Origin of the sequence: Kitasatospora sp. NPDC057738, assembly GCF_042798815.1 — a bacterium.
In the GTDB taxonomy this organism is placed as follows: Bacteria; Actinomycetota; Actinomycetes; order Streptomycetales; family Streptomycetaceae; genus Kitasatospora; species Kitasatospora lactacystinica.
Map to the genome: position 1 here is coordinate 16,216 of NZ_JBHVJT010000028.1, position 18,337 is coordinate 34,552.

An 18,337-nucleotide genomic window follows, 5' to 3' on the forward strand; every position below is an offset into this window, starting at 1 on the left:
GGGCTAGAGTGGACGCGTGAACGCGTGAGTGGTGGTCCGGACCCCGAGAGGTGTTCCGGGCCACACCCATTTCCGGGGCGTTTCCCCCGTGACCTGCGCGTTCGCCGGCCCACCAGACCAGCACCAGAGCCTCCGGAGGCCCCGCCTTGAGCGATCAGCCGTTCGCGCATCTGCACGTCCACACCGAGTACTCGATGCTGGACGGTGCCGCCCGGCTGAAGCAGATGTTCAAGGAGGTCGAGCGCCTCGGGCAGACCCACGTGGCGATGACCGACCACGGCAACATGTACGGCGCCGCCGAGTTCCACCGGCAGGCGACCGACGCGGGCATCACCCCCGTCATCGGCATCGAGGCGTACGTCGCCCCGGAGTCCCGCTCCAACACCAAGCGCATCCTGTGGGGCCAGCCGCACCAGAAGCGGGACGACGTCTCCGCGTCCGGCGCGTACACCCACAAGACCATCTGGGCCCGCAACAAGGAGGGCCTGCACAACCTCTTCAAGCTGACCTCGCGCTCCTACGCCGAGGGCTGGCTGGTGAAGTGGCCCCGGATGGACAAGGAGCTGATCGCGGAGCTGTCCGGCGGCCTGATGGCCACCACCGGCTGCCCGTCCGGCGAGGTGCAGACCCGGCTGCGCCTCGGCCAGGTCGACGAGGCGCTGAAGTCCGCCGCCGACTACCAGGACATCTTCGGCAAGGAGAACTACTTCCTGGAGCTGATGGACCACGGCCTCGACATCGAGAAGCGGGTCCGCGACGGGCTGCTGGAGATCAGCAGGAAGCTCAACATCCCCCCGGTCGTCACCAACGACTCGCACTACACCACCGAGGCCGACGCCGGCGCGCACGACCTCCTCCTCTGCGTCCAGACCGGCAAGAACCTCTCCGACCCGGACCGCTTCCGCTTCGACGGCACCGGCTACTACATCAAGTCCGCCGCCGAGATGTACGCCCTCGACTCCTCGGACGCCTGGCAGGAGGGCTGCCGCAACAGCCAGCTCCTCGTCGCCTCCCGGGTCGACACCGAGGGCATGTTCAAGTTCAAGAACCTGATGCCCCGCTTCCCCATCCCGGAGGGCTTCGAGTCCGAGGCGGACTTCTTCAAGTCCAAGGTCTGGGAGGGGATGGACTGGCGCTTCCCGGGCGGGTACGACGAGGAGCACAAGAAGCTCGCCGAGTACGAGATGGACACCATCATCCAGATGGGGTTCCCGGCGTACTTCCTCGTGGTCGCCGACTTCATCATGTGGGCCAAGAGCCAGGGCATCGCGGTGGGTCCCGGCCGTGGTTCGGCGGCCGGCTCGCTGGTCGCGTACGCGATGGGCATCACCGACCTCGACCCCATCCCGCACGGCCTGATCTTCGAGCGCTTCCTCAACCCCGAGCGCATCTCCATGCCCGATGTCGACATCGACTTCGACGAGCGCCGGCGCGGTGACGTGATCCGCTACGTGACGGAGAAGTGGGGATCCGACAAGGTCGCCATGATCGTCACGTACGGCACCATCAAGGCGAAGGCCGCCATCAAGGACTCCTCGCGCGTCCTCGGCTACCCGTACGCGATGGGCGACCGGATCACCAAGGCGATGCCGCCGGACGTCATGGGCAAGGGCATCCCGCTCTCCGGCATCACCGACTCCTCGCACCCGCGCTACAGCGAGGCCGGCGAGATCCGCGGGCTGTACGAGACCGACCCGGACGTCCGGAAGGTCATCGACACCGCGCGCGGCATCGAGGGCCTGATCCGCCAGCCCGGTGTGCACGCCGCCGGCGTCATCATGTCCGCCGAGCCGCTGACCGACCACATCCCGGTCTGGACCCGGCACACCGACGGCGTCACCATCACGCAGTTCGACTATCCGACCTGTGAGGGCCTCGGCCTTCTCAAGATGGACTTCCTCGGCCTGCGCAACCTGACGATCATGGACGACGCCGTCAAGGCGATCGAGAAGAACAAGGGCGAGAAGATCGAGCTGCTCAAGCTGCCGCTCGACGACAAGCCGACCTACGAACTCCTCGCCCGCGGCGACACGCTCGGCGTCTTCCAGCTCGACGGCGGGCCGATGCGCTCGCTGCTGCGCCTGATGAAGCCCGACAACTTCGAGGACATCTCCGCCGTTCTGGCGCTGTACCGTCCGGGCCCGATGGGCGTCAACTCCCACACCAACTACGCGCTGCGCAAGAACGGCCAGCAGGAGATCACCCCGATCCACCCGGAGCTGGAGAAGCCCCTGGAGGAGGTGCTCCGGCCGACGTACGGCCTGATCGTCTACCAGGAGCAGGTGCAGAAGGCCGCGCAGATCCTGGCCGGCTACTCGCTCGGACAGGCGGACCTGCTGCGCCGGGCCATGGGCAAGAAGAAGAAGGAGATCCTGGAGGCGGAGTTCGTCCCCTTCCAGAAGGGCTGCCGCGAGCGCGGCTACTCCGACGCGGCCATCCAGGCCGTGTGGGACGTCCTCGTCCCCTTCTCCGGCTACGCGTTCAACAAAGCCCACACCGCCGGCTACGGGCTGGTCTCGTACTGGACGGCCTACCTCAAGGCCAACTACCCGGCCGAGTACATGTCCGGCCTGCTCACCTCCGTCAAGGACGACAAGGACAAGTCCGCGGTCTACCTCAACGAGTGCCGCAAGATGGGCATCCAGGTGCTGCCGCCGGACGTCAACGAGTCGGACTCGGACTTCACCCCGCACGGTGACACCCTGGTCCGCTTCGGCCTGACCGCCATCCGCAACGTCGGCGGGCCGGTGGTCGATTCGATGATCCGGACCCGGAAGGCGAAGGGGAAGTTCGCGTCCTTCCCCGACTTCCTGGACAAGGTGGAGTCGGTGGTCTGCAACAAGCGGACCGTCGAATCGCTGATCAAGGCCGGTGCCTTCGACTCGCTCGGCCACACCCGCAAGGGCCTGAGCGCCCAGTTCGAGCCGATGATCGACAACGTCGTCGGCGTGAAGCGCAAGGAGGCCGAGGGGCAGTTCGACCTCTTCGGCGGCGACGCCACCGCCGACGAGCCGAGCTTCGGCCTGGACGTCGTCTTCTCCGAGGAGGAGTGGGAGAAGTCCTTCCTGCTCACCCAGGAGCGGGAGATGCTCGGCCTGTACGTCTCCTCGCACCCGCTGCACGGCATCGAGCACGTGCTCGCCGACAAGGCGGACTGCGCGGTCGCGGACCTCGCGGAGCGGCCGGACGGGACGATCATCACCATCGGCGGCATCATCTCGGGCCTCCAGCGGAAGATGACCAAGCAGGGCAACGCCTGGGCCATCGCGACCGTCGAGGACCTCGCGGGCTCGATCGACTGCATGTTCTTCCCGGCCAGCTACCAGCTGGTCTCCTCGCAGCTCGTCGAGGACGCCGTCGTCTTCGTGCGCGGCAAGCTGGACAAGCGGGAGGACGTGCCGCGGCTGATGGGGATGGAGCTGTCCGTCCCCGACCTGTCGAACGCGCACGCCGAGGCGCCGATCGTCATCAACATCCCGAGCGGGAAGGTCACCCCGCCGCTGGTCGCCCGGCTCGGCGAGGTGCTGGGCAGCCACCGCGGCACCACCGAGGTGCGGGTGCGGCTGGAGGGCCGCAACAAGACCACGGTGCTGCGACTGGACCGGCACCGGGTGAAGTCGGACCCGGCGCTGTTCGGGGACCTGAAGCAGCTGCTCGGGCCGAGCTGTCTGGCGGGTTAGCGCGGAGGCGAAAGGCCCGGGGCACCCGTCGCGGTGGGCGCCCCGGGCCTTTCGCGTCCGGGGAGGAGCCACTCCCGGGGGCTCCGGCTCAGGTGCCGCCGCCCAGGCCCGGCGGGACGGCCGTGTGCAGGGCGGAGACGAAGGCGGAGATGGCCGGGTGGGAGCCGGCGCCGGCGCGGAAGGCGGCGCGGGTGCGGCGGTACATCGGCAGGCGGGTGAGGACGACCCCGGGCGGGAGGCCGGCCGTGCCCAGGTGGGGGACCAGGGCGACGCCCTGGCCGGCCGCGACCAGGGCCAGCACGGTGGTGAAGTCGTCGATCTGGTGCCGGATGCGCGGCGCGAAGCCCGCCGCCTCGCAGGCCCGGACGGCCATGGTGTGGCAGAGCGTGTCGGGCGGGGACATGATCCACGGGGCGCCGCGCTGCTCGGCGACGGTGCCCGGGGTGCGGGCGGCCAGGTACATGGGCTCGGTGAAGACCGGGCGGGTCACCGCGAGGCCCGGCTCCGGGTCGGCCGGGACGAGGTCGTACTCGTGCACCAGCGCCACGTCCAGCTCGCCCGCCCGCAGGGCCGCGCCGACGGCCGCCGGGTCCACCTCGGTGACCATCGGTTCCAGCCCCGGGTGCCAGCCGGCCAGTTCGGCGAGCACCGCCGGGATGATCGCCCGGGCCGCCGACGGGTAGGTGCCGATCCGCAGCGGGCCCGCCAACCCCCGCTTGGTGTGGGCGAGTTCGGCGTCGGCCTGCTCCAGCAGGGCGAGCACCGCCTCGGCGTGCCGGACGAGGCCCAGCCCGGCCGGGGTGAGGGTGACCCGCCGCCCGGTGCGCTCCAGCAGCGGGACGCCCGCCTCCTTCTCCAGGACGGACAGCTGCTGGGACACCGCCGAAGGGCTGAAGGAGAGCGCCTCGGCGACGGCCGCGATGGTGCCGAGGTGGGCGAGTTCGCGCAGCAGGCGCAGGCGTCGGACGTCCAGCATCGGGCCAGCCTAGTCGAGCATCGGCTCAGCTTACGAGAAGCGTCGGAAATATGAACTGGACCTGGGCGATCGACGGGCCGCAGGATCGTGGACATGGAACTCAAGGGCATCCACGTCCCCCTGATCACCCCCTTCGCCGCCGACGGCTCCGTCGCCCTCGACGCGCTGGAGAAGCTGGCGCACGAGGTCCTGGACGCCGGGGCGGCCGGGCTGGTCGCGCTCGGCACCACCGGCGAGCCGGCCGCGCTGACCGCCGAGGAGCGGGACGCGGTGGTGGACGTCGCCGCGGCCGCCTGCGCCGCGCGCGGGGCGCAGCTGACCGTCGGAGCCTCCGGCGGCGACACCCGGGCCGTCGGCGAGGCGCTGGCCGCGCTCGGCGCGCGGGTGCCGCGGGCGGCGGCGCTGGTCACCACGCCGTCCTTCGTCCGGGCCGGCGAGGCCGGGACGGTCGCGCACTTCCGGGCACTGGCCGCGAGCAGCCCGCTGCCGCTGATCGTCTACCACATCCCGTACCGCACCGGGCAGCAGCTCTCCACCGCCGCGCTGCGCGAACTCGCCGCGATCGAGGGCGTGGTGGGCGTCAAGTACGCGACCGGAGGGTTGGACCAGGCGGCCGCCGAGCTGCTCGCCGACGCCCCCGCCGGATTCGCCTTCCTCACCGGCGAGGACGCGTTCCTCTCGCCGATGCTGGCGCTGGGCGCGGCCGGCGGCATCCTCGCCTCCGCCCACCTGGCGACCGCCCGGTTCGTCGAGCTGGCCGAGGCCTGGCAGGCCGGGGACGTGGCGCGGGCACGGGCGCTCGGGCACCGGCTGACCGGGCTGGCGCTGTCCGCCTTCACGGCGCCCAACCCGTCGGTGACCAAGGGCGTGCTGCACGCCCAGGGCCGCATCCCGACCCCGGACGTGCGGCTGCCGCTGCTGCCGGCCGGGCGGGCGGAGGTCGACGCCGCGCTGGCCCTCGCCAGTGGTCTGGACCAGTAGGGGTCGTCCGGGCGGCCTCTCACACCGTGGAACACCAGGCCGCCCCACCCGCGTGACAAGGCATGATGGGCAGAGTGCGGCTGTGAACAGCACCATTCAGAGGAGTAGTCGGAGATGAAGATCGGCATTGTCGGTGCCACCGGCCAGGTCGGCGGCGTGGTCCGCGAGATCCTGGCGGAGCGCGCTGGTCGTGAAGGCGGACTGGGCCCGGTGGAGCAGCTGCGGCTGTTCGCCTCGGCCCGCTCGGCCGGACGCACGCTGCCCTGGCAGGGCACCGAGGTCACCGTCGAGGACGCGGCCACGGCCGACTACACCGGCCTGGACATCGTGATCTTCTCGGCCGGCGGCTCCACCTCCAAGGCCCTGGCCCCCAAGGTCGCCGCGGCCGGTGCCGTCGTGATCGACAACTCCTCCGCCTGGCGCCGCGACCCCGAGGTCCCGCTGGTCGTCTCCGAGGTCAACCCGGAGGCCGTCGCGGACCGCCCCAAGGGCATCATCGCCAATCCGAACTGCACCACCATGGCCGCCATGCCCGTGCTGCGCCCGCTGCACGAGGAGGCCGGCCTGGCCGCGCTCGTCGTCTCCACCTACCAGGCCGTCTCCGGCAGCGGCGTGGCCGGCGTCGCCGAGCTCCAGGACCAGGCCGCCAAGGTCGTCGAGCTGGGCGCCGCCGCGCTCGCCCACGACGGCGGCGCCGTCGAGTTCCCGGAGCCCAAGGTCTACCAGCGGCCGATCGCCTTCAACGTGGTGCCGCTGGCCGGCTCCGTCGTGGACGACGGCTCCAACGAGACCGACGAGGAGCAGAAGCTCCGCCACGAGAGCCGCAAGATCCTCGGCATCCCGGAGCTGAAGGTCGCCGGCACCTGCGTGCGCGTCCCGGTGTTCTCCGGCCACTCGCTGCAGATCAACGCCCGCTTCGAGCGCCCGATCAGCCCCGAGCGCGCCGTCGAGCTGCTCAGCGGCGCCCCCGGCGTCGAGCTGTCCGACATCCCCACCCCGCTCCAGGCCGCCGGCCGGGACCCGAGCTACGTCGGCCGCATCCGGGTGGACGAGACGGTGGACAACGGACTGTCGCTGTTCGTCTCGAACGACAACCTGCGCAAGGGCGCCGCGCTGAACGCCGTCCAGCTGGCCGAGCTGGTCGCCGCCGAGCTCAGGGGCTGAGCGCCTCCGGTCCTGCGCGGCCGGACCCCCGGGCCGGACCACCGGCGTCCACCGGTCGGAACACCGCCGCGTGACCTCGGGCGGGCCTCGTCGTTGTACGGGGCCCGCCCTCGCTTTTGTTCGCTCCGCGCCGGGGCGGCTGTTGCGGCGCCGGGACAACCGGCGAGGTTCGGCGGGCGAACCGGGGGTAAAAGGTGACCCAACGATCGGGCGACGACGGGGGCCCCTCACCTCGGCACGCCCGGACGGCGGGAGGACCGCCCATTCCCGAATCGACCCACCCGACTGATTCCGAGGGCGAGCGAAAAGAGGTGCGCGATGGACCGCTGTGTCGTCCTGGTGGACGCCGGATATCTGCTGGGCGCCGCCGCCAGCCTGCTCGCCGGGGATCCGTCCCGGTCCAAGGTCACGGTGAACCACACCGCCCTGATCACCGCACTGCGCGAGCGCGCCGAGGCCGAGACCGGGCTGCCGCTGCTGCGGATCTACTGGTTCGACGCCGCGCCCGACCGGCGCCCGATGCCCGAGCACCGGCGGCTGCGGGTACTGCCCCGGGTCACCGTGCGGCTCGGCGCGCTCACCCGGGCCGAGGGGCGCTGGGTGCAGAAGGGCGTGGACGCCGCGATGCACGCCGAACTCTCCGAACTCGCCCGCAACCGGGCCTGCGCCGACGTCGTGCTGATCACCGGTGACGGGGACCTGCTGCCCGGCATGATGACCGCCAAGGAACACGGGGTGGCCGTCCACCTGTGGGCCCTGCAGGCCGCCGACGGCGACTTCAACCAGTCCGAGGACCTGGTCGGCGAGGCGGACGAGCGGCGGGTGCTGGACCGGGAGTGGATCGAGGGCTCCTTCTCGCTGCGGGAGCACTCCAGCATGTTCCCGGCCCCGGGGGCCCGGCAGGAGATCGCCAAGATCCTCGCCGCCCCGCCCGCCGCACCGCCCGCCGTCCTGCCCACCGTGGTGCCGCCGGTGGTCCGTCCGGTGGCCGCCGCCTCGGCCGCCGCGGCCCCCGCCGCGGCCTCGGCGGGAGCGGACCCCGACGCCGACGGCCGGCCGCAGCCGGCCGCGGCCGCGCTCAAGGTCGTCCCGACGCCGAAGGACCTCGCCGGCAGGGCCTCCTCCGTCACCGCGATCACCCCGTCGGCGAACGGGACCAACGGCCCCGGGGCCACCGGCCACGGCACGAACGGGCACGCCGCGAACGGGCACGGGGTCAACGGGCACGGGGCCGTCGCGCAGGCCGGGCCGGTGCTGCGCTGGTCCTCCGACCGCGGCTGGGTGGACCGGCCCGCCCCGGAGCCCGCCGTCACCGCCGGCGACAGCCTGCCCACACTCGCCCAGCTCACCACCGCCGAGCAGCGCTGGGCCGACCGCGAGGAGGACATCACCTCCATCGGCGGCGACGCCCACGAAGTCGGACAGGTCTTCGCCCGCCGCTGGAGCGACCGCGTCGGCGACACCGAGAGACTCACCATGCTCTGGCCCGACTACCCGCGCATCCCGCACCGGGTGGACGGCGAGCTGCTGCGCTACGCCGCCCGCTTCGGGCTGCTGGCGCACAAGGACGACCAGATCGACGAGCACGACCGCTACGCCATCCGGGCCGGGTTCTGGAAGGAACTGGCGGCCCGGGTGCCGGGCGGGTCGATGGTCGTCGACGACTGAGCCGGCCGGTCGGCGGCCCGGGGGTCGGCAGGGCCCCGTTGTCCGGTTCGCCCGTACGAGCGCGTAGAGTCGTCGGTCGTGAACGAGACGGCCGGGCGAGCACCCGAGGAACCCCAGCCGTGCGCCGTCGTGCGCGACCTGGTCAGGACCTACCGCAGCGGGCGCGGCGCGGCCGCCACCGAGATCCGGGCCAACGACGGGATCACCCTCACCGTCCGCAGGGGCGAGATCTTCGGGCTGCTCGGGCCCAACGGAGCCGGGAAGTCGACGCTGGTGCGCCAGCTCACCGGGCTGCTGCGCCCCGACTCGGGATCCGTCGAACTCTTCGGCCACGACATCGTGCGGCACCCCGAGCGGGCCGCCCGGCTGCTCGGCTACCTCGGGCAGGAATCCACCGCGCTGGACGAGCTGACGGTGGCGCTCGCCGCCGAGACCACCGGACGGCTGCGCGGACTCACCCGGGCCCAGGCCCGCGGTACGGCCGCGGACGTGCTGACGGAGCTCGGGCTGGAGCCGATCGCCACCCGGCCGCTCGCCAAGCTGTCCGGCGGACAGCGGCGGCTCGCCTGCTTCGCGGCCGCCCTGGTGGGGGACCGGCCGCTGCTCGTCCTGGACGAGCCCACCACCGGCATGGACCCCGTCGCCCGGCGGGCCGTGTGGAGCGCCGTGGACCGGCGGCGCGCCGAGCACGGGACGACGGTGCTGCTGGTCACCCACAACGTGATCGAGGCGGAGACGGTGCTCGACCGGGTCGCCGTGGTGGACGACGGCCGGGTGATCGCCTGCGACACGCCCGGCGGGCTCAAGGCGCTGGTGGACGGTGACGTCCGGCTCGACCTGGTCTGGCGGGACGAGGCGCCGGTCGGCGTGCCCGCCGTCGCCGCGCTGCGCGAGCGGGCCGAGTGCACCGGCCGCCGCTGGACCGTCCGCACCACCCCCGAGCAGGCCCGCGAACTGGTCGCCGCCGTCACCACCGGCCCGGCCTTCGCCGCCCTCGACGACTTCACCCTCGCCACCCCGAGCCTTGAGGACGCGTACCTCAAGCTGGGCGGCCGCCACGGAGGACTGGCCAAGTGACACTGCTCTCGGTGCCCCCGCGGACCGACCGGTCCACGGCCGCCCCCGCTCCGCTCGCCCCCGCGGCCAGGCTGCTGCCGGCGCTCGCGGCCGTGTACCGGGCGCAGCTCGCCCGGGCACGGGTGGCGCGCATCCCGCTGCTGTTCGTGGCCACCTTCCAGTCCGTGGGCATCCTGGTGATGATGCGGGGCGTGGTGGACGCCGGGCAGTCCTCGGAGGCGCGGTCGGTGGTCGCCGGGTCGAGCGTGCTGGTGGTGGCCTTCGTCGCGCTGAACCTGCTCGCCCAGTACTTCGGGAAGCTGCGGGCCACCGGCGGGCTCGACCACTACGCGACGCTGCCGGTGCCGGCCGCCTCGGTGGTGCTGGGGGCGGCCGCCGCGTACGCCTCCTTCACCCTGCCCGGGACGCTCGTCACGGCGGTGTTCGGGGCGGTGATGTTCGGGTTGCCGCTCGGGCAGCTGTGGGTGCTGCTGGCGGTCGTGCCGCTGGCCGGGGCCGCGCTGTCCGGGCTGGGAGCGGCCTGCGGCCTGCTGGCGCCGCGCCAGGAGATCGCGACGATGCTCGGGCAGCTCGGGATGTCGGCGGCCCTGCTGCTGGGCGTGCTGCCGGTGAACCACCTGCCGCAGCCGGTGCAGTGGCTGCGGGACCTGCTGCCGTCCACGTACGGGGTGGACGCCTTCGCGCGGACGTTCGCGCCGGATCCGGACTGGGCGCTGGTGCTCGGGGACCTGGCGGTCTGCGCGGGGGTGGGCGTGGTGTCGCTGGCCGTCGCCACCTGGGCGTACCGGCGGGCGGTCTCGCGGTAGGGCGTTGCGCGGCGGGCCGTCCCGCGGTCGCTGACCGGTCCCGGGCGGCACGGGCCGGTGCGGGCCGGTGCGGGCCCGGTACGGCGGTCGGTACGGTGGTGGGTCGTTCGAGTGGCCGTCGTGAAACGATGGGGTCCGTGACCGTACCGAACACACCTCCGGATCCCGCCCCCGCCGACGTGCAGGGCCCGCACGGCGTGCACGACGCGCGCGATGCGCAGGCGGTGCCGGACGCAGCGTCCGACCCGTTCGCGCCGCCGTACGGGGCCACCGCCCTCGGGCACGGGACGACCCCGCTGGGGCAGCGGCTGCTGCCGGAGGTCCGGGTCGGGGCGGGGGTCGTGGTCGCCTGCCTGGTGGCCGGTCTGGTGGTGGCCGGGCTGTGGGCCTGGCTGGCGCCGAAGGTGCCGCTGGTGGTGGACGGGGACCGCATCCTCTACGCCGACCCCGAGGGGGAGCAGCGGGCCGGCGCCGACGCGGTGTTCGTGCTCATCTGCCTGGGGGCGGGGACCCTGACCGCGCTCGGCGCCTTCCTGATCACCCGCAGGCGCGGCGGCGGCATCGCGGTCGCGCTGGGGCTGACCGTCGGCGGGCTGCTCGGGTCGATCGGGGCCTGGCGGATCGGGCGCTGGCTCGGGCCGGGCAACGACCTGATCGGCGAGGCCCGGCGGGTCGGCAACGGCGGGCACTTCGACGCGGGCATCGACCTGGGGGCGCTGGGTGCGCTGCTGGTCTGGCCGATGACGGCGATGGTGGTGCTGCTCCTGCTCTCGGCGGCGTTCGGGAAGCGCGAGGAGGACCCGCCGCCGTACTGGGCGCCGGTGGCGCAGTCGCCGCTGGGGGCGCCTCCGGCGGGGGCGCCGACGGGGCCGTGGGCCGGGCCGTACCCGGGAGCGGGGTCGCAGCCGGGGACGGGAACGGGGAGCGGTACGGGGCACTGACGTACGCGTCGTCCCCCGAGCCCCCGAGCCGCCGCTTTCGCGGGGGAGGGGCTCCGGGGGCGCTCGGCAGGGCCCGGAAGGTGCTCGGCAGCGCTCAGCGGGCGATGGGGGCGGTGCTGGCCCTGGTGAGTGTGACGAGGTCGCCCGGGGCCAGTTCGACTTCGAGGCCGCGGCGGCCCGCCGAGACGTAGACGGTGGGGTGGCCGAGCGCGCTGGCGTCGACGACGGTCCGCAGCGGGCGGCGCTGGCCCAGCGGGGAGATGCCGCCGAGGACGTAGCCGCTGCTGCGCTCGGCGGCGGCCGGGTCGGCCATGGCGGCGCGCTTGCCGCCGACGGCCGCCGCCAGGGCCTTGAGGTCGAGCTGGCCGGCGACCGGGACCACGCCGACGGTGAGGGTGCCGTCCACGTCGGCGACGAGGGTCTTGAAGACCCGCTCGGGGGCGATGCCGAGGACCTCGGCGGCCTCGCCGCCGTAGGAGGCGGCGGCCGGGTCGTGGTCGTAGGCGTGCACGGTGAACGGGACGGCGGCGGCTTCCAGGGCGACGGTGGCGGGCGTGCCCTGGCCGCCCTTCCTGGGCTTCTTGGCCATGTCGGGTCCTCGGGGTCCTCGGTCAGTTGGGGCTGAAGCGCTGGCGGGTGAGGTCGGTGGCGGGCAGCGAGGGCAGCCAGCTGAGGACGGCGCTCTCGCGGCGCAGCAGGTCGAGTTCGGCGCGCAGCCGCTGGGCGTTGTCCGGGCAGGCGAGCAGCTGCTGCTTGACCGGGGTCTCGAACACCGAGGCGGCGGCGACCAGGTAGGAGAGCACCTGAGGGTCGTCCGGGAGCTCCTGGTGGCCGACGGTGCTGGCCTCGCGGGCGCCGGCCAGGCGCTTCTGGTAGACCCGGAACGCCCGCTCGACCTCGGAGGCCAGCGCGCCGGAGCCCTCGCCGGGGCGCTCCTCGATCGACTCGATCTCACCGGTCAGGTACGGGCCGGAGACGTCCGCCGAGCGCAGCCGGAACCGGGTGGTGCCGGTGACCAGCAGCTCGTAGCGGCCGTCCGGCTGGTGCTCGACCGAGGCGATGTCGGCGACGCAGCCGATGTGGAACATCGCCTCCAAGGGGTCCCCGGTGGCGGTGCCGAGGCCGTCCAGCGGGCCGGCCGGGCCGCCCTCGGGTCTGACCGGGGCGACCTCCCGGCCGTCCCTGATCGCGAGCACGCCGAACCGCCGGGGGGTGTCCTCGGACTGTTCGAGCAGGTCGGCGACGAGACGGCGGTAGCGCTCCTCGAAGACGTTCAGGGGCAGCACCAGGCCCGGGTAGAGCACGGTGTTCAGCGGGAAGAGCGGCAGCCGTTCTGTCACGGCGGACAGCGTAGTTCCCCGGGCGGGGGCCTTGTCGCACGGTCTGCGGGGTCGGCCGTCGACGAGGCGGCCGCCGACGGGCCGATCGCCGACTGCCGACCGCCGTCGGGCCGGCCGTCGGCCCGTCGGCCGGCTCAGCCGCGCTGGAGCATCCTGGTGGCGCCGGTGACGACCGTGGAGGCGAGCAGCCAGCCGATCACGACCAGCCCGGCGGAGATCCACTGGGTGAGGCCCGCGGGGTTCCAGCCGCCCTGGTTGAGGTCCACGATCGGCAGCAGCTGGTTGAGGGTGTACAGCACCGGGTTCCAGTGCGGGCGCTCGTCGGCCTTGAGCGGCTCCAGCGGGTGGGTGGCGAACCAGACGCTGCCGAGGATCCAGGCGAGAAGCAGCCACAGTCCCGCCCGGCCGGGCCGGTAGCCGTAGCCGACGGTGACGTCCTGGACCGCGCCCCAGACCCGGGCGGGCAGCGGCAGGGTGCGCCGGCGCCGGCGCTGCTTGGCGTACAGCACCTCGCGGGCGTCGTCGTCGGCGCCGTCGCGGCGCAGGGCGGCGGCGAGCTGCTCGTAGGACTCCGGCTGGAAGTCCACCGAGGAGCCCTCCAGCCAGGCGATCCGCTGCTGGACGGTGAAGGGGCGGGCCGGACGCAGGTTCTCGTACACGAAGCCGGTGAGGCGCAGGTGCTTGCCGAGCGGCCACGCCTCCGGGGCGTCGACCAGGTTGCCGACCCGGGCGCGGGAGAGCGAGACGGTGCCGGTGGGGCGGAACTTGCAGGTGAAGCGCAGCTCGGGGGTCTGGATGCGGCTCAGCGCGAGTTCGTCGGTGTCCGCCAGGTGGAACTCGCCGGAGATCAGGCAGGCGCTGTCGAAGCGCGAGTCGGAGAGGCGGACCTGGCCCCAGGCGCGGAACGGGGTGACCGGGCCGTCCGGCGGCGGGTACTCGCCGTAGCCGGAGCCGTAGTAGCCGCGGGAGCCGGACCAGCCGCGGTCGGCGGAGCCGGTCAGGTACAGGGTGTGGCCGACACTGACCCGGACGGCGTTGAAGCAGATGCGGTTCTTCTCCGGGACGGCGCGCAGCTGGGCGCCGCGCAGCGAGAGCCGGCCGCCTATCCGGGCCGTCCGTATGCTCAACTCGCCCGTGGTCTCCAGGCGTTCGGCCTCGAAGTCCTGGTTGACGGTGATCCCGTCGGCGGAGACGGCACGGGCGAAGCGGTCGCCGCCGACCACCGTCTGGTTGAGCAGCAGGTCGGTGCCGATCTTGGAGTCGGTGAGCCGGATGCCCTCGGGGACGCGGCAGCGGGCCAGGTGGAGGTCGCCGGTGGTGGAGAGCCGGGAGGCCTCCAGCCGGGGGATGAGGCAGCCCACGAAGCGCAGCGTCGAGGCCACGGCCTCGGACATCAGGATCTTCTGGTCGAAGCGGCAGCCGTGGACCTCGACGTAGCGGTCGATGTCGGCGCCGGCCAGCTTGAGCGCCCCGGTGACCAGCACGCCGCTGAGCCGCAGCGAGGCGACCCGCCCGGCGGCGGGCTCCGGGCCGGCCAGCAGCAGGTGGGCGAGCACCTCGGCGCGGACGGTGCGCTCGGGGCCCCAGACGGCGTCGCCGAAGGGGTCGTCGGCCTCCGCCTCGCCCGTACGGAGGTCCAGGATCTCGCCCTCGCGGTAGGCCTCCCAGAGCCTCCGCTCGACCCCGTTCCAGCCCTCCGGAGCACGCTCCGCCATGTTTCCCCCGTCCCCCCGGTCGTCTCGCCCTTCGTATCACGGACTGAAATGCGGGACCAGCGGTTCCGGCCACTCCTTACACTGGGTGGCGTGATCTCTCGAATCGACCTCCGCGGCTCGCTGGACGACCCGCGTGACCTGCTGCCCCGTGCCGAGTTCGACGTCGCGGCCGCCCTGGAGAAGGTGCGGCCGATCGCCGAGGACGTACGCCATCGCGGGGTCGCGGCGCTGATCGAGATCACCGAGCGCTTCGACGGCGTCCGGCTGGAGTCGACCCGGGTCCCGGCCGAGCAGCTGACCGCGGCACTGGAGACGCTGGACCCGAAGGTCCGGGCCGCGCTGGAGGAGTCGATCCGCCGGGCCCGCGCCGTGCACGCGGACCAGCGCCGCACCGGGCACACCACCCAGGTGGTGCCGGGCGGCACGGTCACCCAGCGCTGGGTGCCGGTCGAGCGGGTCGGCCTGTACGTGCCGGGCGGGCTGGCGGTCTACCCGTCCTCCGTGGTGATGAACGTGGTGCCGGCCCAGGCGGCGGGCGTCCGGGGCATCGCCGTCAGCTCGCCGCCGCAGAAGGAGTTCGGCGGCCGCGTCCACCCGGCCATCCTGGCGGCCTGTGCGCTGCTCGGCGTGGAGGAGGTGTACGCCGTCGGCGGCGCCCAGGCGGTCGCGATGTTCGCCCTCGGCACCGAGGAGTGCGCGCCGGTGAACATGGTCACCGGCCCGGGCAACATCTACGTGGCCGCCGCCAAGCGCTACTTCGCCGGCCGGATCGGCATCGACTCCGAGGCCGGCCCGACCGAGATCGCCGTCCTCGCCGACGACAGCGCGCTGGCGTCCGACGTCGCCGCCGACCTGATCAGCCAGGCCGAGCACGGCCCGACCTCCGGCTCGGTGCTGGTCACCGACTCCCCGGCACTGGCCGACGCGGTCGAGGCCGAGCTGGCCGTGCAGGTCGCGAGGACCAAGCACGGCGAGCGGGTGGCCGAGGCGCTGGGCGGCAGGCAGTCCGGCATCATCCTGGTCGACGACCTGGAGCAGGGCCTCGCCGTGGTCAACGCGTACGCGGCCGAGCACCTGGAGATCCAGACCCGCGACGCCCACGCCGTGGCGGCCCGGGTGGTCAACGCCGGCGCGATCTTCATCGGCCGCTGGACCCCGGTCTCGCTGGGCGACTACGCGGCCGGCTCCAACCACGTGCTGCCGACCGGCGGCTGCGCCTGCCACTCCTCCGGGCTGTCGGTGCAGACCTTCCTGCGCGGCGTCCAGGTCGTCGAGTACGACCGGGAGGCGCTGGCGGACGTCGCCGCGCACGTGGTCACCCTGGCGAACGCCGAGGACCTGCCGGGGCACGGGGACGCCATCAAGGCCCGCTTCGACTGGACGGTGCCGGGAGCGTGACTGCCATGACTCGCATCGACGACCTGCCCATCCGGGACGAGCTGCGCGGCCAGTCCCCGTACGGCGCGCCGCAGCTGGACGTGCCCGTCCAGCTGAACACCAACGAGAACCCGTACCCGCTGCCCGAGGAGCTGGTCGCCCGGATCGCCGAGCGCGTCGCCGAGGCCGCCCGCGGGCTGAACCGCTACCCCGACCGGGACGCGGTCGAGCTGCGCGAGGGCCTCGCCGGGTACCTCGGGAAGACCACCGGCTTCCCCGTCCGGCGTGAGCAGGTGTGGGCGGCCAACGGCTCCAACGAGGTGCTCCAGCAGCTGCTGCAGACCTTCGGCGGCCCCGGCCGCAGCGCGCTCGGCTTCGAGCCCTCGTACTCGATGCACGCGCTGATCTCCCGGGGCACCGGCACGGCCTGGATCTCCGGCCCGCGCAACGACGACTTCACCATCGACGTGGACGCCGCCGTCACCGCCATCGCGGAGCACCGGCCGAACGTGGTGTTCGTCTGCTCACCCAACAACCCGACCGGCACCGCCGTGGACGCCGACACCGTGCTGCGGCTGTACGAGGCCGCGCAGGCCGCCCGGCCCAGCCTGGTGGTGGTGGACGAGGCGTACGTCGAGTTCTCGCACCGCGCCTCGCTGCTGCCGCTGATCGAGGGCCGCCCCAACCTGGTGGTCAGCCGCACCATGTCCAAGGCCTTCGGCGCGGCCGGACTGCGCCTGGGCTACCTGGCCGCCGACCCGGCCGTGGTGGACGCGGTGCAGCTGGTGCGCCTGCCGTACCACCTGTCGGCCGTCACCCAGGCCACCGCGCTGGCCTGCCTGGAGCACACCGACACCCTGCTGGGGTACGTCGGGCGGCTCAAGGAGGAGCGCGACCGGCTGGTCGACGCGCTGCGGGGAATGGGCCTGGAGGTCACCGACTCGGACGCCAACTTCGTCCAGTTCGGCCGCTTCGCCGACACCCACGCGGTCTGGCAGGCCATCCTCGACCAGGGCGTCCTGGTCCGCGACAACGGCGTCCCCGGGTGGCTGCGCGTCACCGCCGGCACGCCCGCCGAGAACGACGCCTTCCTGGACGCCGTCCGCACCGCCCTCCCGTCTCCCACCCCCACCCTTGATCGAGCACGCTCCGCGCGCGCTGCCAGTCAGGAGCTGTAACCCCATGTCCCGCATCGGACGCGTCGAGCGCACCACCAAGGAGACCTCGGTCCTGGTCGAGATAGACCTCGACGGCACCGGGAGGACCGACATCTCCACGGGCGTCGGCTTCTACGACCACATGCTCGACCAGCTCGGCCGGCACGGCCTGTTCGACCTCACCGTCAAGACCGACGGCGACCTGCACATCGACACCCACCACACCATCGAGGACACCGCCCTCGCGCTCGGCGCCGCCTTCAAGCAGGCGCTCGGCGACAAGGTGGGCATCTACCGCTTCGGCAACTGCACGGTGCCGCTGGACGAGTCGCTCGCCCAGGTCACCGTGGACCTCTCCGGCCGGCCGTACCTGGTGCACACCGAGCCCGAGGGCATCGCGCCGATGATCGGCTCGTACGACACCACGATGACCCGGCACATCCTGGAGTCCTTCGTGGCCCAGGCGCAGATCGCGCTGCACGTCCACGTGCCGTACGGGCGCAACGCGCACCACATCGTGGAGTGCCAGTTCAAGGCGCTGGCCCGGGCGCTGCGCTACGCCGCCGAGCGCGACCCGCGCGCGGCCGGAATCCTCCCGTCGACCAAGGGTGCGCTGTGAGCAATACCGCGATGATCCTCATCTTCGTCGGCCTCTTCCTGGCCGGCGGAGTCATCTCCTTCTGGAAGCAGAAGCACTCGAAGAGCGTCATCCTGGTGCTCGCCTTCGGCTCCGTGATGTGCCTGGCCTCCGGCCTCCTGCGCCTGTAGACCCGCCGCCCGGGACCCGCCGCCCGCCGCACAGAGACTGGACACCTGAACATGGGCAAGAACGTCGTCGTCCTCGACTACGGCTCCGGCAACCTCCGCTCGGCGCAGCGCGCCCTGGAGCGGACCGGAGCGGACGTCACCGTCAGCTCCGACTACGACACCGCGATGGCCGCGGACGGTCTGCTCGTCCCCGGCGTGGGCGCCTTCGAGGCCTGCATGCGCGGACTCAAGTCCGTCCGCGGGGACTGGATCGTGGGCCGCCGGCTCGCCGGCGGCCGACCCGTCATGGGCATCTGCGTCGGCATGCAGATCCTCTTCGAGAAGGGGGTCGAGCACGGCGTGGAGACGGCCGGCTGCGACGAGTGGCCGGGCACCGTGGAGCCGCTGGACGCCCCCGTCGTCCCGCACATGGGCTGGAACACCGTGGACGCGCCCGCGGAGAGCCGGATGTTCGCCGGCCTCGACCCGCAGACCCGCTTCTACTTCGTGCACTCCTACGGGGTGCGGCACTGGGAACTGGAGGCCCACAGCGCGCGGATCAACCCGCCGCTGGTCACCTGGGCCACCCACGGGCAGCCGTTCGTCGCGGCCGTCGAGAACGGCCCGCTCTGGGCCACCCAGTTCCACCCCGAGAAGTCCGGCGACGCCGGCGCCGCCCTGCTGACCAACTGGGTCAACACCCTCTGA

Annotated in this window: 16 protein-coding genes; 12 read left to right on the top strand and 4 right to left on the bottom strand. The window is 73.1% G+C overall.

What is annotated here, in order from left to right:
• Positions 1–146: 146 nt before the first annotated feature.
• The gene (gene dnaE, locus ACFVGO_RS17475; protein WP_359908333.1) at positions 147–3,680 is read left to right on the top strand and encodes a DNA polymerase III subunit alpha; all 3,534 of its coding nucleotides are present in this window, start codon (positions 147–149) and stop codon (positions 3,678–3,680) included.
• Between the two features lie 88 nt (positions 3,681–3,768).
• Here dnaE and ACFVGO_RS17480 read toward each other — a convergent pair whose 3' ends face one another.
• Complete coding sequence (locus tag ACFVGO_RS17480; RefSeq protein WP_380632596.1) at positions 3,769–4,656, bottom strand: LysR family transcriptional regulator; 888 nt, start codon at positions 4,654–4,656, stop codon at positions 3,769–3,771.
• A 93-nt stretch (positions 4,657–4,749) separates the two neighbouring features.
• Between ACFVGO_RS17480 and ACFVGO_RS17485 the strand changes: the two genes are divergently transcribed.
• The 6 genes from ACFVGO_RS17485 (at position 4,750) to ACFVGO_RS17510 (ending at position 11,293) form a co-directional block, all read left to right on the top strand.
• Positions 4,750–5,637, top strand: coding sequence for a dihydrodipicolinate synthase family protein (locus ACFVGO_RS17485; protein ID WP_359908327.1), 888 nt, complete (start codon positions 4,750–4,752; stop codon positions 5,635–5,637).
• A 114-nt stretch (positions 5,638–5,751) separates the two neighbouring features.
• Positions 5,752–6,801, top strand: a complete 1,050-nt coding sequence (locus ACFVGO_RS17490; protein ID WP_359908324.1) for an aspartate-semialdehyde dehydrogenase — start codon at positions 5,752–5,754, stop codon at positions 6,799–6,801.
• A 318-nt stretch (positions 6,802–7,119) separates the two neighbouring features.
• Positions 7,120–8,469 carry an NYN domain-containing protein gene (locus ACFVGO_RS17495; protein WP_359908321.1) on the top strand — a complete coding sequence of 450 codons (1,350 nt, stop codon included), beginning with the start codon at positions 7,120–7,122 and terminating at the stop codon, positions 8,467–8,469.
• Between the two features lie 78 nt (positions 8,470–8,547).
• Positions 8,548–9,546, top strand: coding sequence for an ABC transporter ATP-binding protein (locus tag ACFVGO_RS17500; protein ID WP_380632600.1), 999 nt, complete (start codon positions 8,548–8,550; stop codon positions 9,544–9,546).
• The gene (locus ACFVGO_RS17505) at positions 9,543–10,352 is read left to right on the top strand and encodes an ABC transporter permease (protein ID WP_380355618.1); all 810 of its coding nucleotides are present in this window, start codon (positions 9,543–9,545) and stop codon (positions 10,350–10,352) included. Before ACFVGO_RS17500 ends, ACFVGO_RS17505 begins: the two co-directional genes overlap by 4 nt.
• A 137-nt stretch (positions 10,353–10,489) precedes the next feature.
• Complete coding sequence (locus tag ACFVGO_RS17510; RefSeq protein WP_380632602.1) at positions 10,490–11,293, top strand: hypothetical protein; 804 nt, start codon at positions 10,490–10,492, stop codon at positions 11,291–11,293.
• Positions 11,294–11,387: 94 nt separating this feature from the next.
• Here ACFVGO_RS17510 and ybaK read toward each other — a convergent pair whose 3' ends face one another.
• The 3 genes from ybaK to ACFVGO_RS17525 form a co-directional block, all read right to left on the bottom strand.
• A complete protein-coding gene (ybaK, locus tag ACFVGO_RS17515; protein WP_359908312.1) occupies positions 11,388–11,882 on the bottom strand; it encodes a Cys-tRNA(Pro) deacylase in 495 nt (164 codons plus the stop codon).
• Positions 11,883–11,904: 22 nt separating this feature from the next.
• Positions 11,905–12,633 (bottom strand): LON peptidase substrate-binding domain-containing protein, encoded by a 729-nt coding sequence (locus ACFVGO_RS17520; protein WP_359908309.1) that lies wholly within the window; start codon positions 12,631–12,633, stop codon positions 11,905–11,907.
• Positions 12,634–12,767: 134 nt separating this feature from the next.
• Entirely contained in the window at positions 12,768–14,348 is a 1,581-nt protein-coding gene (locus tag ACFVGO_RS17525; RefSeq protein ID WP_380632603.1) for an oxidoreductase, read from the bottom strand.
• A gap of 90 nt (positions 14,349–14,438) precedes the next feature.
• Between ACFVGO_RS17525 and hisD the strand changes: the two genes are divergently transcribed.
• Genes hisD through hisH form a run of 5 tightly spaced genes read left to right on the top strand, consistent with a single transcriptional unit; the run spans position 14,439 to position 18,337 of the window.
• Positions 14,439–15,746 carry a histidinol dehydrogenase gene (hisD, locus tag ACFVGO_RS17530; protein WP_359908303.1) on the top strand — a complete coding sequence of 436 codons (1,308 nt, stop codon included), beginning with the start codon at positions 14,439–14,441 and terminating at the stop codon, positions 15,744–15,746.
• Positions 15,747–15,751: 5 nt separating this feature from the next.
• The gene (locus ACFVGO_RS17535; protein WP_359908300.1) at positions 15,752–16,903 is read left to right on the top strand and encodes a histidinol-phosphate transaminase; all 1,152 of its coding nucleotides are present in this window, start codon (positions 15,752–15,754) and stop codon (positions 16,901–16,903) included.
• 4 nt (positions 16,904–16,907) lie between these two features.
• Positions 16,908–17,501: an imidazoleglycerol-phosphate dehydratase HisB gene (hisB, locus tag ACFVGO_RS17540; RefSeq protein ID WP_049650368.1), complete on the top strand. Its 594-nt coding sequence runs from the start codon at positions 16,908–16,910 to the stop codon at positions 17,499–17,501.
• Positions 17,498–17,650, top strand: coding sequence for a hypothetical protein (locus ACFVGO_RS17545; protein ID WP_359908297.1), 153 nt, complete (start codon positions 17,498–17,500; stop codon positions 17,648–17,650). The genes hisB and ACFVGO_RS17545 overlap by 4 nt, the downstream gene beginning before the upstream one ends.
• A 51-nt stretch (positions 17,651–17,701) precedes the next feature.
• Positions 17,702–18,337: an imidazole glycerol phosphate synthase subunit HisH gene (gene hisH / locus ACFVGO_RS17550; RefSeq protein ID WP_359908295.1), complete on the top strand. Its 636-nt coding sequence runs from the start codon at positions 17,702–17,704 to the stop codon at positions 18,335–18,337.